The organism is Streptomyces sp. NPDC045955 (assembly GCF_056430805.1).
This window is the reverse complement of the sequence record NZ_JBWKKY010000038.1, coordinates 1-25157: the sequence shown is the minus strand read 5'-3', so window position 1 is coordinate 25157 and position 25157 is coordinate 1. Positions and strand designations below refer to the sequence as shown.

Annotated in this window: 29 protein-coding genes and 2 pseudogenes; 18 read left to right on the top strand and 13 right to left on the bottom strand. The window is 69.2% G+C overall.

What is annotated here, in order from left to right; translation table 11 throughout:
* Positions 1-6 precede the first annotated feature (6 nt).
* Positions 7-936: an endonuclease/exonuclease/phosphatase family protein gene (locus AC07F0_RS39335; RefSeq protein ID WP_478985074.1), complete on the top strand. Its 930-nt coding sequence runs from the start codon at positions 7-9 to the stop codon at positions 934-936.
* A 69-nt stretch (positions 937-1005) separates the two neighbouring features.
* Positions 1006-1689, top strand: a complete 684-nt coding sequence (locus AC07F0_RS39330; protein ID WP_478985072.1) for a class I SAM-dependent methyltransferase — start codon at positions 1006-1008, stop codon at positions 1687-1689.
* Between the two features lie 12 nt (positions 1690-1701).
* Here AC07F0_RS39330 and AC07F0_RS39325 read toward each other — a convergent pair whose 3' ends face one another.
* Together AC07F0_RS39325 and AC07F0_RS39320 are read right to left on the bottom strand one after the other, a co-directional pair.
* The gene (locus tag AC07F0_RS39325) at positions 1702-2076 is read right to left on the bottom strand and encodes a fic family toxin-antitoxin system, toxin component (RefSeq protein WP_478985070.1); all 375 of its coding nucleotides are present in this window, start codon (positions 2074-2076) and stop codon (positions 1702-1704) included.
* A gap of 4 nt (positions 2077-2080) precedes the next feature.
* Positions 2081-2356 (bottom strand): toxin-antitoxin system HicB family antitoxin, encoded by a 276-nt coding sequence (locus AC07F0_RS39320; protein WP_086599502.1) that lies wholly within the window; start codon positions 2354-2356, stop codon positions 2081-2083.
* Positions 2357-2492: 136 nt separating this feature from the next.
* Between AC07F0_RS39320 and AC07F0_RS39315 the strand changes: the two genes are divergently transcribed.
* The 8 genes and pseudogenes from AC07F0_RS39315 to AC07F0_RS39280 all read left to right on the top strand — a co-directional run bounded on the left by AC07F0_RS39315 (position 2493) and on the right by AC07F0_RS39280 (position 11862).
* Positions 2493-3308, top strand: a complete 816-nt coding sequence (locus AC07F0_RS39315) for an ABC transporter ATP-binding protein (RefSeq protein WP_436729108.1) — start codon at positions 2493-2495, stop codon at positions 3306-3308.
* Between the two features lie 3 nt (positions 3309-3311).
* Positions 3312-5879, top strand: coding sequence for an ABC transporter permease (locus AC07F0_RS39310; protein ID WP_478985068.1), 2568 nt, complete (start codon positions 3312-3314; stop codon positions 5877-5879).
* 83 nt (positions 5880-5962) lie between these two features.
* A complete protein-coding gene (locus AC07F0_RS39305) occupies positions 5963-6388 on the top strand; it encodes a GNAT family N-acetyltransferase (RefSeq protein ID WP_478985066.1) in 426 nt (141 codons plus the stop codon).
* 411 nt (positions 6389-6799) lie between these two features.
* Positions 6800-8140, top strand: coding sequence for a hemolysin family protein (locus tag AC07F0_RS39300; protein WP_478985064.1), 1341 nt, complete (start codon positions 6800-6802; stop codon positions 8138-8140).
* The gene (locus tag AC07F0_RS39295) at positions 8137-9150 is read left to right on the top strand and encodes a hemolysin family protein (protein ID WP_478985063.1); all 1014 of its coding nucleotides are present in this window, start codon (positions 8137-8139) and stop codon (positions 9148-9150) included. Before AC07F0_RS39300 ends, AC07F0_RS39295 begins: the two co-directional genes overlap by 4 nt.
* A gap of 99 nt (positions 9151-9249) precedes the next feature.
* A pseudogene (locus AC07F0_RS39290) lies at positions 9250-9984 on the top strand (SGNH/GDSL hydrolase family protein); the annotation flags it as partial.
* 427 nt (positions 9985-10411) lie between these two features.
* Positions 10412-11050, top strand: coding sequence for an HAD family hydrolase (locus AC07F0_RS39285; protein ID WP_478985061.1), 639 nt, complete (start codon positions 10412-10414; stop codon positions 11048-11050).
* Between the two features lie 41 nt (positions 11051-11091).
* The gene (locus AC07F0_RS39280; protein ID WP_478985060.1) at positions 11092-11862 is read left to right on the top strand and encodes a transposase; all 771 of its coding nucleotides are present in this window, start codon (positions 11092-11094) and stop codon (positions 11860-11862) included.
* A gap of 458 nt (positions 11863-12320) precedes the next feature.
* On the opposite strand, the gene AC07F0_RS39275 is transcribed toward AC07F0_RS39280, so the two are convergent.
* Entirely contained in the window at positions 12321-12530 is a 210-nt protein-coding gene (locus AC07F0_RS39275; protein WP_478985058.1) for a hypothetical protein, read from the bottom strand.
* A gap of 23 nt (positions 12531-12553) precedes the next feature.
* Here AC07F0_RS39275 and AC07F0_RS39270 point away from each other — a divergent pair, with 23 nt between their 5' ends.
* Both AC07F0_RS39270 and AC07F0_RS39265 read left to right on the top strand, forming a co-directional pair.
* On the top strand, positions 12554-12994 hold the full coding sequence (locus AC07F0_RS39270; RefSeq protein ID WP_478985057.1) for a DUF4352 domain-containing protein: 441 nt from the start codon (positions 12554-12556) through the stop codon (positions 12992-12994).
* Positions 12995-13239: 245 nt separating this feature from the next.
* Positions 13240-13362: a hypothetical protein gene (locus tag AC07F0_RS39265; RefSeq protein ID WP_478985055.1), complete on the top strand. Its 123-nt coding sequence runs from the start codon at positions 13240-13242 to the stop codon at positions 13360-13362.
* 148 nt (positions 13363-13510) lie between these two features.
* Here the strand turns inward: AC07F0_RS39265 and AC07F0_RS39260 are convergent, their stop codons facing one another.
* Positions 13511-13801, bottom strand: a complete 291-nt coding sequence (locus AC07F0_RS39260; RefSeq protein ID WP_478985054.1) for a hypothetical protein — start codon at positions 13799-13801, stop codon at positions 13511-13513.
* A gap of 232 nt (positions 13802-14033) precedes the next feature.
* Between AC07F0_RS39260 and AC07F0_RS39255 the strand changes: the two genes are divergently transcribed.
* Positions 14034-14297, top strand: a complete 264-nt coding sequence (locus AC07F0_RS39255) for an NPCBM/NEW2 domain-containing protein (RefSeq protein ID WP_478985096.1) — start codon at positions 14034-14036, stop codon at positions 14295-14297.
* Between the two features lie 342 nt (positions 14298-14639).
* Here the strand turns inward: AC07F0_RS39255 and AC07F0_RS39250 are convergent, their stop codons facing one another.
* The 4 genes and pseudogenes from AC07F0_RS39250 to AC07F0_RS39235 form a co-directional block, all read right to left on the bottom strand.
* A complete protein-coding gene (locus tag AC07F0_RS39250) occupies positions 14640-15077 on the bottom strand; it encodes a hypothetical protein (RefSeq protein WP_478985053.1) in 438 nt (145 codons plus the stop codon).
* Positions 15078-15267: 190 nt separating this feature from the next.
* Entirely contained in the window at positions 15268-15591 is a 324-nt protein-coding gene (locus AC07F0_RS39245) for a hypothetical protein (protein WP_478985051.1), read from the bottom strand.
* Positions 15524-16784 (bottom strand): annotated as a pseudogene (locus tag AC07F0_RS39240) (IS256 family transposase). Before AC07F0_RS39240 ends, AC07F0_RS39245 begins: the two are co-directional and overlap by 68 nt.
* Positions 16785-16841: 57 nt before the next feature.
* Positions 16842-17108, bottom strand: coding sequence for a hypothetical protein (locus AC07F0_RS39235; protein WP_478985049.1), 267 nt, complete (start codon positions 17106-17108; stop codon positions 16842-16844).
* Between the two features lie 402 nt (positions 17109-17510).
* On the opposite strand from AC07F0_RS39235, the gene AC07F0_RS39230 reads away from it, so the two are divergent.
* From AC07F0_RS39230 to AC07F0_RS39220, 3 genes are all read left to right on the top strand, one after another.
* Complete coding sequence (locus AC07F0_RS39230; RefSeq protein WP_478985047.1) at positions 17511-17987, top strand: hypothetical protein; 477 nt, start codon at positions 17511-17513, stop codon at positions 17985-17987.
* Positions 17988-18326: 339 nt separating this feature from the next.
* A complete protein-coding gene (locus tag AC07F0_RS39225) occupies positions 18327-19205 on the top strand; it encodes a hypothetical protein (protein ID WP_478985046.1) in 879 nt (292 codons plus the stop codon).
* Positions 19206-19603: 398 nt separating this feature from the next.
* The gene (locus tag AC07F0_RS39220; protein WP_478985095.1) at positions 19604-19738 is read left to right on the top strand and encodes a transposase; all 135 of its coding nucleotides are present in this window, start codon (positions 19604-19606) and stop codon (positions 19736-19738) included.
* A 189-nt stretch (positions 19739-19927) separates the two neighbouring features.
* Here the strand turns inward: AC07F0_RS39220 and AC07F0_RS39215 are convergent, their stop codons facing one another.
* Together AC07F0_RS39215 and AC07F0_RS39210 are read right to left on the bottom strand one after the other, a co-directional pair.
* The gene (locus AC07F0_RS39215; protein WP_478985044.1) at positions 19928-20053 is read right to left on the bottom strand and encodes a hypothetical protein; all 126 of its coding nucleotides are present in this window, start codon (positions 20051-20053) and stop codon (positions 19928-19930) included.
* 277 nt (positions 20054-20330) lie between these two features.
* Positions 20331-20564: a recombinase family protein gene (locus AC07F0_RS39210; protein ID WP_478985042.1), complete on the bottom strand. Its 234-nt coding sequence runs from the start codon at positions 20562-20564 to the stop codon at positions 20331-20333.
* A gap of 210 nt (positions 20565-20774) precedes the next feature.
* On the opposite strand from AC07F0_RS39210, the gene purB reads away from it, so the two are divergent.
* Positions 20775-22217, top strand: a complete 1443-nt coding sequence (purB, locus tag AC07F0_RS39205) for an adenylosuccinate lyase (protein ID WP_478985041.1) — start codon at positions 20775-20777, stop codon at positions 22215-22217.
* A gap of 13 nt (positions 22218-22230) precedes the next feature.
* Complete coding sequence (gene mug / locus AC07F0_RS39200) at positions 22231-22776, top strand: G/U mismatch-specific DNA glycosylase (RefSeq protein WP_478985039.1); 546 nt, start codon at positions 22231-22233, stop codon at positions 22774-22776.
* Between the two features lie 64 nt (positions 22777-22840).
* Here the strand turns inward: mug and AC07F0_RS39195 are convergent, their stop codons facing one another.
* From AC07F0_RS39195 to AC07F0_RS39185, 3 genes are all read right to left on the bottom strand, one after another.
* Positions 22841-23272: a hypothetical protein gene (locus AC07F0_RS39195; RefSeq protein WP_478985037.1), complete on the bottom strand. Its 432-nt coding sequence runs from the start codon at positions 23270-23272 to the stop codon at positions 22841-22843.
* Between the two features lie 65 nt (positions 23273-23337).
* Positions 23338-24063 carry an ABC transporter permease gene (locus AC07F0_RS39190; RefSeq protein WP_478985035.1) on the bottom strand — a complete coding sequence of 242 codons (726 nt, stop codon included), beginning with the start codon at positions 24061-24063 and terminating at the stop codon, positions 23338-23340.
* Positions 24064-24065: 2 nt separating this feature from the next.
* Positions 24066-24986, bottom strand: coding sequence for an ATP-binding cassette domain-containing protein (locus tag AC07F0_RS39185; protein ID WP_478985034.1), 921 nt, complete (start codon positions 24984-24986; stop codon positions 24066-24068).
* Between the last annotated feature and the right edge of the window lie 171 nt (positions 24987-25157).

The following is a 25157-nucleotide window of genomic DNA, read 5'->3' as shown; positions in this document are numbered from 1 at the left end:
ACGCGAGTGAGGGGCGGACGGCCGTGGGACGCCTGGCTCGTCGCGGGCGGCCTCGGTGTCGCCGGTGTGCTCGCCCTGCACTCCGCCGTGCCCAACGGTGCCGGGCGTCTGGGGAGCCTGCTGGAGACCTTCCTGCCGTGGCTCGGCGTGGCCGTGCCTGTCCTCGGCTGCCTCGGCGGGCTCAGGCGGTCGGTGGCGGGGCTGCTCGCCTGCCTGGTGCCCGTGGCCGTCTGGCTGGGGATGTTCGGCGGGCTGTGGTTCTCCTCGCCGCCGGAGTCGTACGACCTGACCGTCGTCCAGCACAACGTGGCCGACGACAACGCCGACCCGGCGGGCACCGCGCGGGCGCTGCGCGCCACTCGCGCGGAACTGGTGGCCGTGCAGGAGCTGACGCCCGCGCTGCGGCCCGTGGTCGAGGACGCCCTGGGCGCGTCCCATCCGCACCGGGCGGTCCACGGCACGGTCGGACTCTGGTCGGCCCACCCCCTCTCGGACGTGCGGCCCGTGGACATCCGGCCCGAGGGCTTCCCGGAGAGCTGGCAGCGCGGCCTGCGGGCCACGGTGGCCGCGCCCGCCGGGGAGGTCGCGGTGTACGTGGTCCATCTGCCGTCCGTCCGGCTGGGTCCGACGGGGTTCGCCTCGGCGGCCCGCGACGGGAGCGCGGCGCTGCTCGGGGCCCGGATCGCGGACGACCCGGCCGGCCGGCTCCTGGTGGCCGGCGACCTCAACGGCACGGTGCACGACCGGGGGCTCGGTCCGCTCACCTCCCGACTGGGCGCCCCGGCCTCGGGGTTCGCGTTCAGCTGGCCGGCCTCCCTGCCGGTGGCGAGGATCGACCAGGTGCTGGGGCGGGGCGTCGAGGTGACGGAGGTGTCGGCACTGGGCGCGACGGGAAGTGACCATCGGCCGGTGCTGGCCCGCGTACTCCTGCGGTAGACGGCAGGGGTGGGCCGGGCTCGGCCGGGGGACAATCGCCGTAAGGCCCGCCTCGTCAGGAGGTCTCTCATGCCGCTCCGCCCCGCCCGTTCCGGCAAGGTGTCACGGGATGCCGTGCATCATCCGCTGTTCGCCCGTTACTACGCCCGGATCAGTGTCACCGCCGAGACGCGGATGGGCATGGGCCGGGTGCGCGAGAGACTGCTCGGTGGGCTGTCGGGGCGGGTGATCGAGATCGGCGCGGGCAACGGGCTGAACTTCGCGCACTACCCGGGCACCGTCTCGGAGGTCGTGGCCATCGAGCCGGAGCGGCGGCTGCGGCAGCTGGCCGTGGAGGCCGCCCTGCGCGCGGAGGTGCCGGTGGACGTGGTGCCGGGGGCGGCCGAGGCGCTGCCGGTGAAGAGCGAGGGCTTCGACGCGGCCGTGGTCTCGCTGGTGCTCTGCAGCGTGCGGGACGTGCCCCGGGCGCTCGGGGAGCTCCGGCGGGTGCTGCGGCCCGGCGGTGAGGTGCGGTTCTTCGAGCACGGCCGGGGCGGCGGCCGGGTGATGACCTTCAGCCAGCGCGCCCTGGACCGGACGGTGTGGCCGGTGCTGAACGGGGGCTGCCACCTGGCGCGGGAGCCGGTGCGGGCGCTGCGGGACGCCGGGTTCGAACTCGGCCCCTACCGGCAGGTGATGATGCCGGAGGAGGGGCCGACGCTGCCCACTTCGTTCTGCGTGCTGGGCACGGCGTGGCGCCCGGCCCTTGCATAGTCGCCGGGCCGGTCACAGGCTCCACTGGCGCAGCTCCTGCTCGATGTCCCGCACGGACGCCTCGCCGCTCTTGACCAGCCGGGCGAGGTCGCGGACCTGCTCGGGTGAGGTGACGACCTTGGCGCCGCTGGCGACGAGGTACGCGTAGGCGACTGCGGAGGCGAACAGGGCGTTGGAGCGTTCCAGCGCGGGGACGTGGATCAGGAGCTGGAGCAGCGCGGCGGCGCGGGCGTGCGGGCTGTCGTAGACGGGGACGTCGAATATGGAGGCCTGCTGGCGTGCGACGGCGGCGACGAGGGCTCCCCAGTCGGTGACCTGGGGGTCTCCCGGGGTTTTCTGCTCGGCGAGCATCAGCAGCCAGGCGAGGTCGATCCGAAGGTTGTTCAAGGGTTCAGTGACGACCTTCGCGCGTGCCCTCGCGGTCCTCCCCCACTCTCGGCTTCGCTCGAGCGGGGGCACCCCCATCGAACTCCTCGGCGAAGACGGACTCGTACTGCTTCATGAAGTCGGCGGCGGCCTCCACGAACGTGTGGCCCACTTCGCCGGTGTCCTGTCGGACCAGCTCCTCGATGTAGCGGTTGACGCTCATGCCGCGGGCCAGGGCGCGCTCGCGGGCGGCTCGGGCGGTGCCCTCGTCGACTCGCACGTTCAGCTGGGTCTTCGCCATACCCTTGAAGCTAGCGCGGGAGCGCTAGCACCGGCAAGGGCGGGACTCCGACCCGAGGAGGATACCGAGTGTGGGCCGCGTCACATTACGCTCGGGCAAGGTGACGAAATCCGACGTCCACCATGAGGAGGCGGCCTTGTCCACACCTGCTGCGGAGCACGTCCCCGGCCTTGCGTCGGCCGACGGGGTCGCGGCCCGGGCCCGCGGTCTGACCAAGGCGTACGGCTCGGGCGAGACGACCGTGCTCGCGCTCGACGCGGTGGACGTCGACATCGTCCGCGGCCGGTTCACCGCGGTGATGGGGCCGTCGGGTTCCGGGAAGTCCACGCTGATGCACTGCCTGGCGGGGCTCGACACCGTCTCGGCCGGCCAGGTATGGCTCGGCGACACGGAGATCACGGGCCTGCGGGAGCGCGACCTGACGCGGCTGCGCCGCGACCGGATCGGGTTCATGTTCCAGTCGTTCAACCTCATCCCGACCCTGAACGCGCTGGAGAACATCACCCTGCCCATGGACATCGCGGGCAAGAAACCCGACGAGAAGTGGCTGGACCAGGTGATCGACACCCTCGGCCTGCGCGACCGCCTCAGGCACCGGCCGTCGCAGCTCTCCGGCGGCCAGCAGCAGCGGGTGGCCTGCGCGCGGGCGCTGGCCTCCCGGCCCGAGCTGATCTTCGCGGACGAGCCGACCGGCAACCTCGACTCGCGCGCCGGCCTGGAGGTGCTCGGCTTCCTGCGCGAGGCGGTGGACCAGCTCGGGCAGACCGTCGTCATGGTCACCCACGACCCGGGCGCCGCCGCCCACTCCGACCTGGTGCTCTTCCTCGGGGACGGCCGGATCGTCGACGAGATGCGGCGGCCGACGGCGGAGTCCGTACTGGAACGCATGAAGCGGTTCGACGTGATCCGGACCCGCTACGACGGCGCTCCGGCGGCGTCCGAGGAGAACTGACCCGTGCTCAAGGCGACCCTGAGGAGCTTCCTGGCGCACAAGGGACGGCTGCTGCTCTCGGCACTCGCCGTCCTGCTGTCCGTCGCGTTCGTCACGGGCAGTCTGATCTTCTCGGACACCGTCAGCCGTACGTTCGACCGGCTGTTCGCCTCCACCGCGGCCGATGTCACCGTCAGCCCGAAGGAGGATCTCGACGAGGCCGTGCCCTCCGGCCGGACGGCCACCCTGCCGGCCGCGCTCGCCGAACGCCTGCGGCGGGTCGACGGGGTCGCGGCGGCACGCGCCGAGGTGGACGTGGACGGCCTGACCGTCGTCGACGAGGACAACGAACCGGTCGGCCCGACCACCGGCGCTCCCACGCTCGGCACCGCCTGGAACCCCAACGAGCGCAGCCCCGTGGAACTGACCTCCGGTCACGCCCCGCGCGGCGACGGGCAGGCGCTGCTCGACTCGGAGACCGCCGACCGCAAGGACGTACGCATCGGCGACACCCTCACCGTGATCGCACCGCCCGGGTCGTTCAAGGTCCGGGTCGTCGGCATCGCCACTTTCACGACCACCAACCCCGGCGCCGCACTGGTCTTCCTCGACCCCCGCACCGCGCAGACGAAACTGCTGGACAGCCCGCGGGCCGCCACCAGCATCTCGGTCGACGCCGCCAACGGTGTCAGCGACGAGCAGCTCAAGCAGCGCGTGACAGCCGCGCTCGGCGCCCGCACCTACGACTTCAGGACCGCCGACGAGCAGGCCGAGTCGGACGTCGAGCAGCTGGGCGGATTCCTCGACGTCATCAAGTACGTGATGGTCGGCTTCGCCGGGATCGCCGTGCTGGTCGGCGTGTTCCTGATCGTCAACACCTTCTCCATGCTCATCGCCCAGCGGACCCGCGAGCTGGGGCTGCTGCGCGCGCTCGGCGCCGACCGGCGCCAGGTCCGCCGCTCGGTGCTCACCGAGGCACTCCTGCTCGGTCTGGTCGGCTCCACGCTCGGGCTCGCCGCCGGCGTCGGGCTCGCGGCCGGGCTCATCGAGCTGATGGGTCTGCTCGGCATGAACATCGACGTCGGCGAAATGGTCATCGGCTGGGTGACGCCCGTGACGGCGTACGTCGTCGGACTCGGGGTCACCTTCGTCGCCGCGTACCTGCCGGCGCGGCGGGCCGCCGGGGTGTCGCCGATGGCCGCGCTCGCGGACGCCGAGGTCGCCGGGACGGGCAGGCCACTGCGGGTGCGCGCGGTGGCGGGCGCGGTCGTCGGGGCGGCCGGTGCCGCGGCCCTCGTGGGCTGCGTGGTGGCGGAGCGGACGTCGTCGGCGGCGTCCCTGCTGGGGCTCGGCATCGTGCTCACCCTGATCGCGACCGTGATCGCGGGGCCGCTGCTGGTGCGACCGGTGATCCGCGTCCTCGGCGGGGCCTTCCCCGCCCTGTTCGGGTCGATCGGCCGGATGAGCCAGCGCAACGCCCTGCGCAACCCCCGCCGTACCGGCGCCACCGCGGCCGCGCTCATGGTGGGCCTCGCCCTGGTCGGCGGGATGTCGGTGGCGAGCGCCTCGATGACCGCCTCGTTCGACCAGCAGATCGACAAGACGCTCGGTGCCGACTTCGTGATCCAGAACACCAACTTCCTGCCGTTCCCGAAGGAGGTCACCGACAAGGTGCGCGGCACCGAGGGCGCGGGCCTCGTCGTGCGGGGGCGGTTCACGCCCGTCGGGGTGCGTCTGCCGGACGGCGACCGCGTGGAGACGACCGCCGCGGGCTACGACCCGCGGCTCGACGAGGTGGCCGACATCACGTACGTCCGGGGGGACTCGGCGGCGGCGCTCGCGGACGGGCGCCTCGCCATGGACCGGGACTTCGCGCGCGACCACGGCGTACGGCTGGGCAGCACGGTCCCGGTGGAGTTCCCGGGCGGACGCAGGACCGAGCTGACCGTCGGCGCCCTCACCGACCAGGACTCCGCCGAGGGGTTCGGCACGCAGGGCGGGCTCTATTTCGGCCTCGCCACGCTGGAGCGGTACGCGCCGGGCGGGCAGGACTCCGCGCTGTACGTCAACGCCGCCACCGGCACGAGCGACGACGACCTGCGCGCGAACCTGGAGCGGACCCTGGATGCCTACCCGCAGGTGCAGGTGCGGGACCTGGCCGACTACAAGCAGCTGGTGCACGACCAGATCGCCGTCCTGCTGTACCTCGTGTACGCGCTGCTGGGGCTGGCGATCATCATCGCGGTGCTCGGCGTGGTCAACACCCTCGCGCTGTCGGTCGTCGAGCGCACCAGGGAGATCGGGCTGCTGCGGGCGATCGGGCTGGCCCGGCGGCAGCTGCGGCGGATGATCCGGCTGGAGTCGGTGGTGATCGCCGTGTTCGGGGCCGTCCTGGGGCTCGCGCTGGGGCTGGTGTGGGGCGTGTGCACCCACGAGGTGCTGGCCCTCCAGGGCATGACGGCTCTCGCGATCCCGTGGACCACGATCGTCGCGGTGGTGATCGGCTCGGCGGTGGTGGGGGTCGTCGCGGCGCTGCTCCCGGCGCTGCGTGCCTCCCGCATGAACGTACTGGCGGCCATCGCGCACGAGTGATGGTGATCGGCGCCGCGCGGGGTCTGACGTCCGGATGCTGAAATCCATGCACCCGGGATGACCGTGCGTGATGTGATCACCGCATGACCGAGCTGCGCATCCGGGCGGCGACGCCCGAGGACCTGGACACCGTACTGGGCTTCTGGAAGGCGGCCGCCGAGGGCACGAGCATCAGCGACGACCGCGGTGGCGTGGAGCGGCTGGTCGCGCGCGACCCCGAGGCGCTGATCCTCGCGGAGCGGGGCGGCGAGCTGGCCGGCACGGTGATCGCCGGGTTCGACGGCTGGCGCTGCCACCTCTACCGGCTGGCCGTGCATCCGGACCACCGCCGCCAGGGCATCGCCTCCGCGCTGCTCGCCGCGGCCGAGGAGCGGTTCGTCACGCTGGGCGGGCGGCGCGCGGACGCGATGGTGCTCACGCGCAATCAGACCGCGCACCACGCGTGGGGAGCCGCCGGGTACGCGCCCGAGGAGCAGTGGCGACGCTGGGTGAAGCCCCTCACCGACTGAGGACTCCCGCCACGAGCCGGTGGGCATGCCCGGTGTCGAGTCCGTCGACCCGGTCGATGACCGCGTCGGCGGGTTCGGTGCCGGGCCGCAGCCGCTCCACCGCCGCGGGAGGCCTCGCGCCGCGAGCTGTTCGGCACGCTCGCCGGTACGGACACCCTCCTTTTGGGCACCAGCTTCACACCGCCGACCGCCTGCCGCGTCGTCGCGCACGAGGGCGCGTACCGGCTCGCCCCCGTGCCCGCCGAGCCCCGCTGAGCACCCAGACCACAGGACTTTGCCCATCCTTTACTCTTGGATGGCCACTCGGTTCTGCATGAAAGGTTGTGAACGTCCGCCCATGGGCGAGCCTCCCAGTACGCGACACCGCGCGTTCCGCCCCGTCCTGGAGAACCATGGAACGGGGGTGAACCGATGACCGAAGTGCTCCTCCTCCTGGCGGCGATCCTGCTCTCGCTCGCCTGTGGCGCCTTCGTGGCGGCCGAGTTCTCCCTCACCACGGTCGAGCGCGCCGAGCTGGAGCAGGCGGTGGCGCGCGGCGAGCGGGGCGCGCAGGGCGCCCTGAAGGCCGTACGGAACCTGACGTTCCAGCTCTCCGGGGCGCAGCTCGGCATCACGGTCACGAACCTGGTCGTCGGCATGCTCGCCGAGCCGTCGATCGCCGCGCTGATCGCCGGGCCGCTGGAGGACGCCGGCGTCTCACGGTCGGCGTCGCACAGCCTGGCCCTGGTGCTGGGCACGGCGCTGTCGACGGTCTTCCTGATGGTCGTCGGCGAGCTGGTGCCCAAGAACTGGGCGATCTCGTCGCCGCTGGCGGTCGCCAAGACGGTGGGCAACGCCCAGCGCTGGTTCAGCGCCGCGTTCCGGCCGTTCATCACGCACCTCAACAACACGGCGAACCGGGTCGTGCGCCGGATCGGTGTGGAGCCCGCCGAGGAGCTGGCGTCGGCGCGCGGGCCGCAGGAGCTGGCGGCCCTCGCCCGGCACTCCGCCAAGGAGGGCGTCCTGGAGGCCGACACCGCCGAGCTGTTCGTACGGACGCTGAACCTCGCCGACCTGACCGCGGAGAACGTGATGACGCCCCGGGTGCAGGTCGTCGCCCTGGAGGTGCAGGCGACCCTGGAGGACGTGGCGAACGCCACCCGGGCGACCGGCCTGTCCCGGTTCCCCGTCTACCGCGACACCCTCGACTCGGTCGTCGGGACGGCGCACGTCAAGGACGTACTGGCGGTCCCGGCGGAGCGCCGGACCCGGATCTTCGTCTCCGAGCTGATGCGCGAGCCGCTGCTGGTCCCGGAGACCCTCACCGTCGACCGGCTCCTGGACCGGCTCTCCGGCAAGCGCACGATGGCCGTGGTGATCGACGAGTACGGCGGCACGGCGGGCGTCGCCACCCTGGAGGACATCGTCGAGGAGGTCGTCGGCGAGGTGCGCGACGAGCACGACCCGCACGAGCTGCCCGACCTCGCGCCGGACGGCACGGACGAGGTCGGCCACGCCCTGTACTCGGCCGACGGCTCCACACGCGTGGACCAGCTCGAAACCGTGGGGCTGCGCGCACCGGAGGGGCCGTACGAGACGCTCGCCGGGCTGGTGGCGACGGTGCTCGGCCGGATACCGGCCGCCGGTGACACGCTCGAGGTCGCCGGCTGGCGGATGGAGGTCCTGGACGCCACCGGCCGCCGGGCCGCCCGCGTCCGGCTGCGGGCGCCCCTCGACGACGAGAAGCCCGACGAGAAGGGAGCGGAGCTGTGACCGCCGTCCAGCTGCTGATCGGTCTGGCGACGCTCGTCGTCAACGCCTTCTTCGTCGGCGCCGAGTTCGCGCTGATCTCGGTGCGCCGCAGTCAGATCGAGCCCTACGCCGACCGGGGCGACCGGCGCGCCAAGAGCGTGCTGTGGGGCCTGGAGCACGTGTCCGCGCTGATGGCGGCCGCGCAGCTCGGCATCACGCTGTGCACGCTGGTGCTGGGCGTGGTGGCCGAGCCGGCGATCGCGCATCTGCTGGAGCCGGTGTTCCACGCGGTGGGCGTGCCCGAGGGCGCGGGGCACGCGGTGTCCTTCGTGATCGCGCTGGCCCTGGCCACGTATCTGCACATGCTGCTCGGCGAGATGGTGCCGAAGAACGTCGCGCTCGCCGAGCCGGTGCGCAGCGCGCTGACGCTCGGTCCGCCCCTGGTGGCGCTGTCCCGGGCGCTGCGCCCGGTGATCTTCACGGTGAACGCCTTCGCCAACACCCTGCTGAAGCTGCTGCGCGTGGAGGCGCGCGAAGAGGTCGCCGCGTCCTACTCGGACGCCGAGATAGCGCAGATCGTGAAGGACTCCAGCGAAGCCGGCCTCATCGACGACCGCGCCCAGGAGCGGCTGCACGACGCGCTGGAACTGGGCCGCCGTCCGGTGCGCGACGTGGTGCTGCCGCTGGAGCGGGTGGTGTACGCGCGCGTGGGCGTCACCCCGGACGAGCTGGAGCGGCTGTCTGCGGAGACCGGGTTCTCCCGCTTCCCCGTGGTCGACGAGGGGCGGCGGATCGTCGGCTACCTGCATGTGAAGGACGCGCTGGACGCCGCCGGGCGCGATGTGCCGTTCCGGCTCCGGGACATGCGGCCCATCGCGCGCGTGCGGGAGCACACGCCGCTGGACGACGTCCTCACGGCGATGCGGGGCAGCCGTACGCACCTCGCGGCCGTCCTCGGGGCGGACGGCCGGATGGCCGGCCTCGTGACCATGGAGGACGTCCTGCGGGAGCTGTTCGGCCAGCGGACGTGAGGCAGGGGCGGGACGCAGCCTGCGGTGGCACCGGTCGCCGATGCTGCCGGACGGGTGACCGACTGCTGGGTATGTGCACGGGATACTATTTCCGCCGCCATGGACACGAACCCCACCTACAGCAGCCTCGTCGCGGTCGGCGACTCCTTCACCGAGGGCATGTCGGACCTGTTGCCCGACGGCACCTACCGGGGCTGGGCCGATCTCCTCGCCGCACGGATGGCGGCCCGCACCCCCGGCTTCCGCTACGCCAACCTCGCCGTGCGCGGCAAGCTGATCCGGCAGATCGTCGACGAGCAGGTGGACGTGGCCGCGGCCATGGAGGCCGACGTCGTCACCCTGGTCGGCGGGCTCAACGACACGCTGCGGCCGAAGTGCGACATGGGCCGGGTGCGCGGACTCCTGGAGGAGGCCGTGGAGCGGCTGGCCCCGTCGTGCAAGCAGCTCGTGCTGATGCGCAGCCCGGGCCGCCGGGGTCCCGTCCTGGAGCGGTTCCGGCCACGCATGGAGGAACTGTTCGTCTGCGTCGACGAGCTCGCCGCACGGCACGACGCGATCGTCGTCGACCTGTACGGCGCCCCTTCGCTCTCCGACCCGCGCATGTGGGACGTGGACCGGCTGCACCTGACGGGCGAAGGCCACCGCCGGGTCGCGGAAGCGGTGTGGCAGGCGCTCGGCTACGAGCCCGAGGACACCGAGTGGCGCACCCCGATGCCGACGACGCTGCCGCCCGGCTGGGTCATGCGCCGCGCGGCGGACCTGCGGTTCGTCCGCCGGCACCTGCTGCCCTGGATCGGCCGCCGCCTGACCGGCCGCTCCTCGGGCGACGGTATTACGCCGTTGTCAGTCCCCCACTGGGGTGATCCGGTGTGTGCCGAGCACTGCCGCGAGATCGGCTGCTACTGGACCTGGGACGACCTATGGCCGGGCGGCCCGCCCCCTGTGGCCCCGCATACGCACAGGGCGGTCAGCGGCTCGGAGCCGTGCGTCGTGTGTGCCATGCCAGCCCTGTGACTACAGATACCCGCTCGCAACACACTCGTCCCCGCGAGTCAAGCGTGCAGCAGTACGACCAGTACTAATCGGAGGGTGTGTCCTGCCTGCGGTGATCGCGCTAATGGCGGCTGACCTGCACAGATGGGTCATCATTAGCTTTGGTCGTTTCGTGTTGTCGCCTGCTGCCCAAGAGCTGTCCCGCAATCGCCTGCACGCTGCCTGGCATGATCGACGGGTGACCAGTGAACCTACGCGGCCGGGCCGCATGAAGTACGTCCTGTTCGACGTCGACGGCACGTTGATCGACGCTGTGAGCAACCAGCGCAAGGTCTGGGGAACCTGGGCGGAGCGGTACGGGCTGGATGCAGGCGAGGTCTACCAGGTGGCTCTGCGGACGCGGCCGATGGAGACGTTCGCCCAGGTCGCTGCGGACCGAGACCCGCGTGAGTGCCTGGCCGCGCTGCATGAGCTGGAGGACGAAGACGTCCGATCCGGCGTCTATGCGGCCTTCGATGGCGCGTCGGAGCTGCTGCACGGCCTGCCACTGAGGTCCTGGGCGCTGGTGACCTCGAACTACGAGCACCGGGTGCGCGGCCGTTTCCTGCGGACGGGCTTGCCGGTGCCGGGCGTGATCGTGGACGCGGCCGCTGTCGAGGAGGGCAAGCCCTCTCCCGTCCCGTATCTGCTGGCCGCTGAGCAGCTCGGAGCCGAGCCGGGAGATTGCCTGGTCATCGAGGATGCCCCGTCCGGAGTGCGGTCCGGGCTGCGTGCCGGGATGACGGTGTGGGGGGTGAACGGCGCCGTTGCGGTGGAGGGCGTGCATCGCCACTTCGTCAGTCTCCGTGAGGCAGTTCCTCACATCCTGGCCCTCGTGTCCGACGCTCATGGGAATGCCGCAGCCTGAGCCTGTCTGCCGGCACCGGGTGTCACTGAGATGATCTTCGTGTGGCTGGTGTGATCACGGCGTCCGAGCCGTCTTGGATAGTCCCCTTCGCAGGGCTGAGCCCGCGCTGCTTCGGCAATCTGGTTACCGCGCTGCGGCGCGAAGGCGTGGACGAGGCCCGTCGGGGACGGCCGTGGAGCCTGCCCCTGGAGGATCGGGTGCTGCTGGTTGCCGCATACTGGCGCACCAACTTGACACTGCGACAGCTTGCACCGCGCTTCGGCATCTCGAAGTCGGCCGCCGACCGCATCATCGACCACCTCGGGCCGTTGCTGGCCCTGCGGCCTCGCAAGCGGTTCCGAGAGGACACGGTGCTGATAGTGGACGGCACCCTGGTACCCACCCGGGACCACATAGTCGCCGAGCAGTCGAAGAACTACAGGTATTCGACCAACCATCAGGTCGTCATCGATGCCGACACTCGACTCGTGGTCGTCGTGGGCCGGCCGGTGCCCGGCAACCGCAACGACTGCAAGGCATGGGCACTGTCCGGAGCGAAGGACGCCGTCGGCAGCACCAGGGTGATCGCGGACGGCGGTTACCGGGGCACTGGCCTGGTCATCCCGCACCGTCGCGAACCAGGCCAGGGAGAACTCCCGGCCTGGAAAGAGGAACACAACACCTCCCACCGCAAGGTCCCCGCCCGCGTCGAGCACGCCTTCGCCCGCATGAAGAACTGGAAGATCCTTCGCGACTGCCGCCTGAAAGGCGACGGTGTCCACCACGCCATGCTCGGCATCGCCCGCCTGCACAACCTCGCCCTGGCGGGATAAAAGCAAGAGCGGGAGCGAGGCAGCATGGACGACTCAGAGATCATTTACGGGACAAGGCTTAGTGTCCCAGCTGCGTCCAGCGCGCCCCCCTTCCGTCAGGAGCAGCATCAGGGGGTAGCCGACTGACGCGCCATAAGCGCAACGTGGAAGGGCGGTGATTCTCGCCAGTCCGTACGGCAACAGCGGAATGGAACGATCATGACTGAGGTCATGTTCCAACGCGGTGAACCATGCGTCCGCTGCACAGGGCACACAGCCCCTGCCGAAACACCGCGCATGCTCTGCGACGATCACTTCCGGGACGTCGCGGCCGTGTACTTCGCTCGCCGGAGCCACCCGAACCCTATACAAGCGGCCACCTCGGCGATGGACCATGGACTCCAAGCCGCGTCCGCCCCCGTAAGTACGGGCTGGCCGGAAGAAAGCCGGGCCTCGACGAACAGTTGGCTTCCCGACCGTCAGCTGACCAGGTTCTTCAGGAAGTCGATCAGTCCGGAAGAAATCGTCATGAAGCGCAAGATCGCCAGTATCGCTGTCGCCGCGGTCCTCATAAGCGGCGGTGTCGCCGCGTGCGGAGATGGCGACGATGGGGTGGCACCTTCGCCCACGCTGACCGGGATGGAGGGGGTGTCGCCCCCACCGGCTTCGCCGTCGCCCACCAGCAGCACGCCGTAGCATCCCCAGGCTGGCCGTGGGACAGACCCTCAACGTCTCCACCTCTCCTGCGCAGGTGGCCAGGCCGATTCCTGCCGGAGCCGCCGCCGTAACCCTGCTCGACCTGGACGTGACCAAGGTGAGCCGCGACGCCGGCAACCCCGCCGCCGTGTCCAGGGCAGACCGCGGCGAGCAGTTCGTGATCTGGACGATGACGGTCACCAACACCGGCCCGGATGAGTTCGACCTCTACCCGCTGTCTGTGGCGCAGCGGTGGACCAGCAACGACTGCCAGGTGACATCGCCGGGCATAACCCTGGCCTACCACCCCGGCAAGTCGCTCAGCAGCGAGCCCAACCCGCGCCCCGGCGAGAGCGTCACCGGCACCGTCATAGCAGCCGTTCCTGACCAGGACGGCACACTGGAGTTCGCCGACCGCGAAGGCGTCCCGACGTTCGAAATCGTCGTCAGGCGGTAGGGAGTCACCGGGCGGCCGGAAGCAGGGCAGGGTGGCCCTCCTCAACGGCATCGGCCGGAGTCCGCATGGCCACGCTCCTAGAGTCCCCGCCAGGATCGCAGCACATTCGTCCGCAGATGCGCGCCTTGGAGCGCCAACCGCGCGGCGCGCGACGTGGTGCAGCAGCTATGGCTCTCGGAGCCAAGCGCGCCCCGAGGAAGCTGGAGCGCAGGTCATCTCGAACCGCTCGTCGAGGCTGCCGCCGCGTGGACGCAGGAATCACCGCGTTCTGGGCGACCGGCGACGAAGCCTACGGCCAAAAACCCGGAGCTCCGCGCAGAGAGTGGCGCGGCATCGGTTACGTGATGGCCGTGGCCTCCACCTTCTGAGTCGAGCCCCGGTTAGACGATTACCGCGATGAGAACGACGACGGCAATCAGAATCGCCACGACGATGATCACCTTGAGGCCCTGCGCCATAGGTCGTCGCCCAGGGTCTGGAAGCCAATCCCTGCCTCCCTGAGGTCCGGTCATGGCCCTAAACTTCCTGCCGCAGGATCTGCCCGTATTCATCTGCCGTAAGCGTCACGGCCCGATTGCTTGTCGTCGAAACAATCCACACTATCAACCACACGATGCTCCACAACCCAAAGGTGACGAGAGTCAGGATCAGGTGCAGGGTATGGTTTACGGGTTGGCCGTATCGAATGACCGCGCTGTAATCGCTTTGGGATTCGACCCGTCCACCTCTGACTACCTCTTGCTGAACAGCAGAAGCGAGATGACTCTTCCGCTCGTCTGACGTTGCGACCGGCATGGAATCGCTCATGGTAACTCCCTGTTCATGATGCGATCGTGCGATCAAGTCGCGGGGCGATCCCCCATCTGCACTAGGCCCTGGGGTTGCCCACACCCCCAGCATGCACCTGAACGCCACGCAACGCATCCTGGGTGGCGGTCGCGCAGACGCCGAGCACCTGCACCGCCGGATGCTCCCAGGGCTCGGTCAACTCCTGGCACCCCGCCCTGCTGGAGTAACCCTGATTGCGACGGTCAGATGAATATCGGAGCGTCAGAGCTGCGGGCGTACAAGAGCGACCATCGGATTGCGCGATGACTCGCCCACAGCAGGGGAATTGACGTTCCAGGTCTCGGTCGATGGAAAGCAGCTGTACAGCAAGTCGGTCACCTTGGGGGAAGACCAGAATGTTGACCTCGACTTGCAGGAAGCATTGCGGCTGAAGTTGACAATTACCTACACCGGTCAAGACTCCGGATATTTCTACGGCACTTGGGGGGATGCGCAACTCATTAACGGAAGTTGATACGTATGCCGCCGGGGGTCACCGGGTTCTCGGCTTGCCCACCACGATGGTGGGCTTCTGCCAACTCTCCTGTGGATGTCGGGTTGGCGGCAGGGCGACGACTGGGTTCAAGCCCAGGGAGATCACGGATCTCGTCGTAGGGCTCTCGTCGTCCATCTCCCCGAGGGCGGCCAGCACGCCGTGCAGTTCGCGAACGTTCGCAGGAGCGTGGCGTGGCGATGGCTGAACGGGGCGGTTCGCCCTCCGCCACCTTGGAGGCGATGGCGGTAGCGGCCGCCCCCAGATGACCGCTGGGCGCTCGCGCAGGGTGCAACTGAGCACCAGCGCGGCCAACTCGTGTGTTCAGCGCACGACGGCATCACCGTTGGCGCTCCCACATGACCGGCACTCCGCGCCCAGGCGTAGGTCCTCCTCGGTGCCAGTCAACGCTGCGCAGATGATGTCGATGGCTCGCAGCAGCGACTCTGCGGCCGCGGTGACCAGCACCCGGTCCGGCTCCACCTCGCTGGCCCGCGCGGCCAGGGCATCGACCGCCTCCTCGACCAGGCTCACTTCCTCGGCCCCGCCGAGTCGCTCCATCCCGGTCGTATTCAGCGACGCCCATCCCCAGGCGGGTTCAGCCACCAGGCCTCCCCACCAAGGGCTGAGAATGAGGGAATTGGCAGGATCGCAGCCAGCCGCAGCAAGAACATGCTGCCGATACAACGCATCCCGCACGGCTGCCTGCTGCGGATCCGCCGGCACCCGGTTGCCGATTCCATGGACATGCACCAGCGGCACCCCAAGCCCCCTCCTGCGCAGTGAGGCCCCTTTGTGGGCCACAGCCATCTGATGCCGCACCTCTTCGCTGACACTCCACCCAGCTGTGCCTCAAGGAACCATGGTGTCGGACCGCACCGGAGATTTCACTGGACGGAGCTGTGGCCTGGGGTACTGGAGCAATTGTCAAAGCCTGCCGATCAGTAGCCGTTCACGTTGCCTCGTGTTGCAGGTGGATGAGCCCTTCGATGGAGCCCAAGCGAGCATGCAGGGCGGGGTCCGGGGTTGAGGTGGTGGTGAGCAACAGCACCTGGGCCGCCGAGTGTTCCGGAGCATAGAGTTCGTCTTCACCGTCGTCGCCAGGGATCGGGTTGGGCTGGATCTCGGTCCGCCCGTTGGGGATGCTGGCGAGGTGGTAGCTGCCCCGGTAGTCGCTGTCGCGCTCGGTGAAGACCAGTCCGAGGCGGTCACTGACGAGCCGGACCAGCTCGTCGGCGGTGTGGGTGCTGGTGCCGTAAGTGTGGTGGTCGATCATGGTGCACCAGACCCTGTGCCGCGACGGTGGCCGCACGCTCGACGAGTTGGCCGCGTTCGAAGCGGGCTCCGGCACGGACGAGGGCGACGAGGTGGGGTGCGTTCACGGCCCGCCACCGCTGCTGGGCGGATTCCATGAGCTTGAAGACCATCGCCAGGACGGCAATGAGGGAGCCTGCGCCCCGGGTGACCCTGGTGCGCAGACGGACTGTGGCGAAGATGGACTCGATCGGGTTGATCGTCCGCAGGTGGATCCAGTGTTCGGCGGGGAAAGTCGTAGAACGCCAGCAGCTGGCCTCGTCGTCTGTGATCTTCGTGACGACCATAGGGAACTTCGCGCCGCTGGGTGATCGCCCTGGCCGCGAGGTCGCGTCCTCGGCATTGTAGAGGTCCTGAAGCGCCATGCGGGCGCCGGGCTGGGCCGACTTTGTGCAGCACCTCTGATGCGGGCGGCGGGGAAGACCTCGGCCAGGGCCCTCCAGAAGCCGAGAGCCCCGTCGCCGACCGCCAGCACCGGGGCGCGCATCCCTCGGCGGGCGCAGTCGCGCAGCAGGTCCGCCCATGCCTCGCCCGACTCACGGTAGCCGTCCTTGAGCGCGACCAGCTCCTTGCTGCCGTCGGCGCGCACCCCCACGAGGACGCATGCTCCGGCCTCTTCCAGGCGGACGTTGAGGTGGATGCCGTCGGCCCGCACATACACGTAGTCGACCTCGGCGAGGTCGCGGTCCATGAAGGCGGCGTGGTCGGCCTGCCACTGTTGCGTGAGCCGGTTCACCGTCGCGGGCGAGAGCCCGGCCGAGCTGCCCAGGAACTGCTCCAACGCCGGCACGAAGTCCCCCGACGACACGCCGTGCAGGTCGAGCAGCGGCAGCACCTCAATGATCTTCGGGGACTTGCGGCACCATGGCGCAATGATCTTCGAGGAGAACCGCTTGCGCTCACCGGAGACCTCGTCGACACGACGATCGTTCACCCGCGGCGCCTTCACCTTGACCGGGACAGCCGCGGTGACCACGGAACGGGTCCGGTGGTGACCGTTGCGGACCACCAGGCGCCGGCCGTGTCGTCGGTCTCCGCAGCCAACTCGGCTATGTACTGGTTGACTTCCGCTTCCAGCACGGCGGCGAGCATCCGGCAGGTGCCTTCCCGCACGACCGGACCGAGAGAGCCGTCATCGGTGACTACGCTGAGCACGGGCGCGCCTTCCCGACCCGCGCTGCAAGGCGGGCCTACTCAGAGACCTCCAAAGGATCATGCGGGAAGGTAGCCCTTGGCGTCCGGGCCGAGGCTGATCCACAGGTTCCGAGCATTGCTCCGTGGTCGGCGGCGTCGGCTTGTTGAGGATCCAACGACATACACCGACAGCCGCTGTTCGGCCTGCGCGGCGCGGACCATATCCGGCCGCTTGGCCGCGGCGGCGGCCGCGTCCCTGGCTAGGCGGCGGAGGGCGGCGCCGACGTCAAAGTTCTCGCGGCCGGAGGTGGGGATGCGGGCGTCGGCCCGCAGGTGGTCGCGCATGCGCGAGGCCAGCGTCACGAGCTGCGCAGGCCGACTGCAGACATGGCCCCTCGCCTACCTGCTTCTAGATGCGGCCACATGCTCGGGGACGCACCATGGGAAGTGGGAAGATCCTCGACTACCTCGGGATCACCGATGGCACAGCACCCAGGGCTTCACTGTACGAACCGACCTCCTGCGCAAGAGGCGGGAGCGGCAGTCTGCACGATGTGGGGCGCGTCCCCAGTCGTCAGCTCCCCAAACGGCCACCCAGCAAAAGCAATTGCCTCCTGCCGCGGGCTCACAGAACCTGAGCAGCGGCCGCCTGAATTTGCTGCCGGAGGCAACCGTGACATGGTCATCCAGCCGGGGCATAGGCATTCTGTGCACGGGCGCGTACGGCCAGGCGGCAGCCTCCGTCATGTGGCTGTGCTGAGGACAGCGGCGCCGGTGCTTGTCGCCGTGTTTCTTAGTGCGAGCACGTTTATCGGCGTCGCTCCGTTGACCCATTCGACTGTCTGGTCGGACACAGCTGTTGTGACCGCGAACGCCCAACCAGCGAGCTTCGCGTCGGCAGCGCAGTCTGCGGCGGTGGTGCCTGCACAAGCCGACCCTGAGCCCGCTGACGTGGTGGGGGCGTACTTCAGAGCTATCAACGACGGCGAGTACATAGCCGCCTGGGCACTAGGCGGAAAGAACATCGTCGGGGGGACGTACGACTCCTTCGTACGATCCTTCGCGGATACGGCCCATGATGAGGTGACTATAAACTCCGTCGTCGGTGAACGAGTCGAGGTGGAACTCGACGCGACCCAGACAGATGGTTCGCATCGCTTCTTTGCCGGTACTTACACCGTCCGCGACGGCGTCATCATCGGCGCGGCCATTCACCGTGAATAGCCATGGGGACAGATAAGCGGAAATCAGTGCGCCTGCTCGCTACTCGAGCGTGGGGGCCTTGAGGCCCAAAACCTATGTAACTGATCCTCCCCCAACAGCGCAGTGGTATACCCCCTCGACTAACGGAATATGGATCAGCCTCCGGCGGAGAGGATATTTCCCATGCTGGGAAGCTCAAGGTGGGGCGCCTTCATATCCCTAACCATATTTTGCGTCCTGGTGGGAGCCTTTGCACCGGCAGCAGGTGCAGCTGTTCCTCAGGTAACATCCCAGGCTGTCGATTGGAATAATCGTACGTACAGCCTCACTTGCGATGACGCGGTCGACAGGCCCGTTGAGGTGGCTGTCCGCAACGGTAGAGGGACCGTAAGAGGAAATGACGTCCCCGGTTCGCATTGGGAAGTTCAGGTTCAACACACCGCCCAGGGGCACGTTTCCGGCCTCGGCAATGTGACTGCCGTGCTTTTCTACTGCAGCCCCCAGCCCTCGAATTTCTTTAATCAAGAGTTGCGCATTTACCGTACTGAGGATGGAAGCGAAATTGGACGAACCCCTAGTTTCGAACCGCCTGAGGATGTCTATGGCCCTCCCGAATATAAGCCTGAGTCCGTAGCTATCACTAAGGGCCGCATCGTCGCTGACCTGATGTTTTATGAGCCGGGAGATTCGCACGGGAATCCATCGTCGCCTCGCCATATCACCTGGACGTGGGATGGAAAACGATTCATCACACACGGCTCTGACTCGTCAAAAGGGGGCGAACGGGTTGACCTGAAACGCGAACGTGTCACCGTTAATGGACTGGGCCCGTTGGAACTGGGCATGAGCCACACTCAAGCGGAGCACACAATCCATGCGTCAATCCCCAAAGTAGGCAACCCGGCCTGCGCGGACCTGAGCGTGTCCGGAGGGCCAGACGGATTGCTGTTGCGATTTGTGAATGACAGCCTCGTCGCCGTCTCCGTGTCGAAGCCAGCGCTCTCCATCTTGACTGCATCTGGAATTGGCATTGGCAGCACACGAGTTGACGTAATGCGCACCTACGCCGGAGAGGTCACGAGTACATCCGTGGAAGGCGAACTTGAGGTGCTCGTGTTCGCGCCCACAGCACCACAATTTGCGGGAAAGGTCATCTTGTTCAGTATGAGGGATGGGAAAGTCGATCAGTTCGTCGCCGGGCAGCAGGACTGGGCCCACTTTGCACCTTGTCCGCACTAACTGGAGGACGTCGCGTCGCATGTCCACTTGCCTGCGTTGCCCGGGGACTGAAGAAGGAACGAAGTGATCTCGGGAGGGGATATGTCACCGAGCCGCCCAACGTATCCGGGGCCCACCGAGCGGGCATTCTACTGCTTCCCATCGAAGAGCGGTAGGTAATGGCGTCAGTTGAGTGCAGGCTGTGTAGCCCGACAAAGGACGATGGAGCCTACAGTCCAACTGCAAAGAGTCGCTATTCCGCAGACAGCGCGTATCCGACGTTCCCGTCTCGGTTTGCGATGTCTAAGGGCTTGCAGGTCATCAAGTAGCAGTTCTGGGCTGTCGTCGGCAGCTTCGACGATTCACGGCCGCGTGGACGCTGAAGCATGCGATGCTGATTTCTTCGAACCGGGCTCTGCCTGCAGGGCATCCTGTTCGTCCTCTACAACGACATAGCCTGGCAACTCCTTCCGTCGGAGCTGGGGTTCCGCTTGGGGCAGACCTGCTGGCGCCGTCTGGACAGGTGGCAGAGGGCAGGGGCCTTCGATCAGTAGCACCGGACCCTACTCGCGCGGAGCTGAACTCAGCCGGCGAACTCGACTGGTCGAGGCGTGCGTGGACGGCTCTGGCTCTCACATCCGCGCGAAAAAGGGGGGAGCCGACACCGGTCCGTCGCCGGTTGACCGCCCGGAAAACGGGCAGCAAACACCACCTGATCTGCGACGGACGCGCATCCCGTCATCTCACGCAAGGGCTGCCCGAACATCAAGGGCCTGGGTAAGCTCCGGTACGTCGTCGAGCAGACCTTCGCCCTGCTCCACCACTTCAAACGCCTCGCCATCCGCTGGGAACGCCGCACCGAACTCCACGACGCCTTCGTCTCGTCGCCTGCAGTCTCATCTGCTGGCGGCGGCTCAAGAAGGTAACTGCGTGATACCACGATGGGGAGCATTGACCAAGGCTGCGCATGCCGGGCTACTCAGCGTTGCGTCTGACTCCAGTCCCGCTCCCGCTCTCCCAGTCGCCGGGGGTCGTACGTCCGGTGATGCGAGGTGACGTGGATCAAGACGCGCCGCTTCTCGCAGGTCTTGATCAGGGCATCCCACTCGCCCACGTCGCGGGAACCACGGGAGGACTCCCACAGGATCAAACCTGGGCCGTGAAGCGGCCGGTGCGAAGATCCGATACGAGCCGCGTGAAATCGTCGCGTTCCCTCGTCCTGTAGCGGCTGGCGGAGCGATCGGCGTCCTCATAGGGCTCGTCCAGCTGCCAGCCGTTCACGGAGGCAGCCAGGGCGTTGTCCTGGACCTGCTCCTCGATACTGCTGCCACCCTGGTCCTTGCTAAGGCGACGGTATTCTCTCGCCCGTATGGCGCTCATATGTCCAGTTAACATGCGTACGCCGTCGGCCGACGGCCTTCCCCCCGAAGCGGCCCGAGCTGCTGCCGTACGAGGACCTGGCGTAGGTGGTTCCCGCGGCGGCGCGCGTGACCGGCGGGCTCACGGCGGGGGCGTCGGCACGCTCTTGTAGGTTCCCACGAACCCACCCGTCGCGCCGGCCTGCACGAACCGCCAGTAGAATCCGTCCACGTGACTTCCGCTCCCGCCAAGCCCCGCATCCCGAACGTCCTCGCCGGACGCTACGCCTCCGCCGAGCTCGCCACGCTCTGGTCGCCCGAGCAGAAGGTGAGGCTGGAGCGGCAGCTCTGGCTCGCCGTGCTGCGGGCCCAGAAGGACCTCGGGATCGAGGTGCCGGACGCGGCGCTCGCCGACTACGAGCGTGTGCTCGACACCGTCGACCTGGCCTCCATCGCCGAGCGCGAGAAGGTCACGCGGCACGATGTGAAGGCGCGGATCGAGGAGTTCAACGCCCTCGCCGGGCACGAGCACGTGCACAAGGGCATGACCTCCCGCGACCTCACCGAGAACGTCGAGCAGCTCCAGATCCGCCTCTCGCTGGAGCTGATGCGCGACCGTACGGTGGCCGTCCTGGCGCGGCTGGGCAAGCTGGCCGGCGAGTACGGCGAGCTGGTCATGGCCGGCCGCTCGCACAACGTCGCCGCACAGGCCACCACCCTCGGCAAGCGCTTCGCGACCGCCACCGACGAGCTGCTCGTCGCCTACGGCCGGATCGAGGAGCTGCTGGGCCGCTACCCGCTGCGCGGCATCAAGGGCCCGGTCGGCACCGCGCAGGACATGCTGGACCTGCTGGGCGGGGACGCCGCGAAGCTGGCGGAGCTGGAGCAGCGGATCGCCACGCACCTGGGCTTCTCGCAGGCGTTCACCTCGGTCGGCCAGGTCTACCCCCGCTCGCTGGACTACGAGGTCGTGACAGCGCTGGTACAGGTGGCGGCGGCACCGTCGTCGCTGGCGAAGACGATCCGGCTGATGGCCGGCCACGAGCTGGTCACCGAGGGCTTCAAGCCGGGCCAGGTCGGCTCCTCGGCGATGCCGCACAAGATGAACACCCGCTCCTGCGAGCGCGTCAACGGCCTGATGGTGATCCTGCGCGGCTACGCCTCGATGACCGGTGAGCTGGCGGGCGACCAGTGGAACGAGGGCGACGTGTCCTGCTCGGTGGTGCGCCGGGTCGCGCTGCCGGACGCGTTCTTCGCGCTGGACGGCCTGCTGGAGACGTTCCTGACGGTGCTCGACGAGTTCGGCGCGTTCCCGGCGGTCGTCGCCCGGGAGCTGGACCGCTACCTGCCGTTCCTCGCCACCACCAAGGTGCTGATGGGCGCCGTGCGCGCGGGCGTCGGCCGGGAGCTGGCGCACGAGGCGATCAAGGAGAACGCCGTCGCCTCCGCGCTCGCCATGCGTGAGCAGGGCGCCGAGCGCAACGAGCTGCTCGACAAGCTGGCCGCCGACGCGCGCATCCCGCTGGATCGCGACCAGCTGGACGCGCTGATGGCCGACAAGCTGTCCTTCACCGGTGCCGCGGGCGACCAGGTCGCCGCCGTCGTGGCCCGGGTCGAGGAGATCGTGAAGCAGCACCCCCAGGCCGCGGGCTACACGCCCGGCGCGATCCTCTGACGCGCCGCACCCGATGCCCCGTTTCACGCCCGAGCAGTTGGAGGCCGCCCGCGACCGCGTCGTGCCGGACGTGGTCACGGACGGTCTGCGGGTGCTGTTCTGCGGCATAAACCCCGGCTTGTTGACGGCCGCGACGGGCCACCACTTCGCCCGCCCCGGCAACCGCTTCTGGCCGGTGCTGCACCGCTCCGGCTTCACGCCGCGGCTGCTGAAACCGTCCGAGCAGCAGGAACTGCTGTCGTACGGGCTCGGCATCACCAACGTCGTGGCCAGGCCGACCGCTCGGGCCGACGAGCTGAGCGCCGAGGAGTACCGGGAAGGCGGGCGGCTGCTCGCGCTGAAGGTGGGGCGGCTGCGGCCGCGCTGGCTGGCCGTGGTCGGAGTGACCGCGTACCGCGCCGCGTTCGACGACCGGAAGGCCCGGGTCGGGCCGCAGTCGCGGCTGATCGGGGACACGCGGGTGTGGGTGCTGCCCAATCCGAGCGGGCTGAACGCGCACTGGACGGCCGAGACGATGGCCGAGGAGTTCGCACGGCTGCGGGAGGCCGCCGAGAGCTGATCCCTCACGGCGGGCTCCTCCCCGTTACGGCGGGCTCCTCTCCGTCAGGGCGGGTCCGTTTCCGTTACGGCGGGTCCGTCTCCGTGACCAGGGCCAGCAGCCGGACCCCGCGCGAGGTGTCGCGGTCGGTGACCGCCACGGCGACCCAGCGGCCGGTGCCCTCCACCTCCCACACGTACGCGACGCTCGCGCACGCGCTCAACTCGGCCCACGGCCGGGGTATCTCCTCGCGCTCGCTGCGCAGCAGGACCGTCCGCAGGTTGTAGGGGGGCGTGTCGCCCCAGCGTGAGGCGAGAAGCTCGTAGACGGCGTCCCGGTCCTTCTCGTACTGGTCGATCGTCACCACGCGGAGCGCCGGGTCGTCGTCGCGCGCGGCCTCTAACACCGCGATGTGCCGACCGGGTCCGGAGACGCCGACGTCCGACGGGCCGTGCTCCGCCGGAAAGGGGCGGTAGCACAGCTCGTCGATGAGGGCGATGTGCTGTGCGATGTTCATGCGTCCAGTAAACCCGGCTCCACTGACACTTGGCGGGGCGTCAACCCGTTCCCGCCGTTTCGCGGTCAGGCATCGCGCCGGCGCAGGCTCCACCCTCCGGCCAGCAGCGCGGCCGCCGCCCAGAGCGTGGTCACCGCGAGCCCCGACCAGGGACCGAGGGTGCCGTCGAACGTCTCCCTCAGGACCAGCTGTCCCGCCTTGTCGGGCAGGAAGTCGGCGACGGTGCCCGTCGCGTCGCCGATCACGAACGACACGACGAGGATGAACGGGATCAGCAGGGACAGCGTGGCCACGCCGCTGCGCAGCAGGGCGGCGAGTCCGGCGGCGAACAGGGCCATCAGCATGAGGTAGACACCGCAGCCCACGACGCCGCGCACCTGCTCGCCGGTGCCGAGCCCGTCGGCCGCCGTGCCGAGCCCCGCCCGGCCCACGAGAAGGGCAGCGAGGGCGGTCACCAGCCCCACCAGCAGGGCCGGTACGGCGATGACGGCCGCCTTGGCCGCGAACCACAAGCCGCGCCGCGGAACCGCGGCCAGCGAGAGCCGCAGCGCGCCCGACTGGAACTCCGACGACACGGCCATGGCCCCGAAGGAGACGGCCGCGATCTGCCCCGGCACGACACCGGACAGGGCCATGAACAAAGGGTCGAAGTCAGGATCCGACGTCTCGGAGACACCGGCGATCGCGGAGAACGCCGTGGTCGCGGCGAACAGGGCCAGGAGCGCTCCCGGCAGCGAGCGGAGCGTACGGATCTTCAGCCACTCGGAGCGGAGGACGGGGGCGAGTTCCATGGTCAGGCCTCCTGGGGCTGCGTGGTGAATTCGGCCTCGGCCGACGTGAGGTCGAAGTAGGCCTGTTCCAACGTGCCCTCCTCGGCGGCGAGTTCGAGGACCGGCACACCCGCTTCGGAGGCGATGCGGCCGACGTCGTCCACGCGTGCGTGGGGCACGGTCCAGTGACCGTCCACGTGTTCCACGGCGTCATGGCCGTACCGGGTGAGGGCGCTGCGGAGGGCGGCGGGGTCGGATGTGCGGATGCGGACGCTGGGCTGCACGCGCGCGTGGATGAAGTCCCGCATCGGGGTGTCGGCCAGCAGCCGACCCCTGCCGAGGACGACGAGGTGGTCCGCGAAGGACGCGGTCTCGTTCATCAGATGGCTGGAGACCAGGACGATGCGGCCCTCCCCCGCGAGCCGGCGCAGCAACTGCCGGATCCACACGATGCCCTCGGGGTCGAGCCCGTTGGACGGCTCGTCCAGCATGACCACTTCGGGGTCGCCCAGCAGGGCGGCGGCGATGCCGAGGCGCTGGCGCATGCCCAGGGAGTACGTCCCCACCCGGCGCCGGGACACCGACGCCAGGCCGGTTTCCTCCAGTACCTCGTCGACCCGCCGGTCCGGGATGCGGTTGCTGCTCGCCAGGACACGGAGGTGGTCGCGGGCGGTCCGGGAACCGTGCGCGGCCTGCGCGTCGAGCAGGGCGCCCACATGGTGCAGGGGTTCGCGCAGTGCCGCGTAGGCACGGCCGCCGAGGGTGGCGGAGCCGGCGGTCGGCCGGTCGAGGCCGAGCACCAGCCGCATCGTGGTGGACTTCCCGGCGCCGTTGGGGCCGAGGAAGCCGGTGACGCGGCCGGGCAGGACGCGGAAGGTGAGGCCGTCCACGGCCCGTTTGCCGGCGTACTCCTTGGTGAGGTCCTGGACTTCGATGCTGGTCATGGCAGCAGCGTGGCCGACGGTCCGCGGGGCGGGCCTCCCCCGGCGGTGGAGATCGTCTCCCCCGTGCGGGGGAGGCCCGTTGATGCTCCTATTGCCTGTCAAGCGGCCTGGAGCCAGTCCCTGTAGGCGTGGGTGAGTGCGTCATCGCGCCGGATTCCTCGTTCGAGGGTG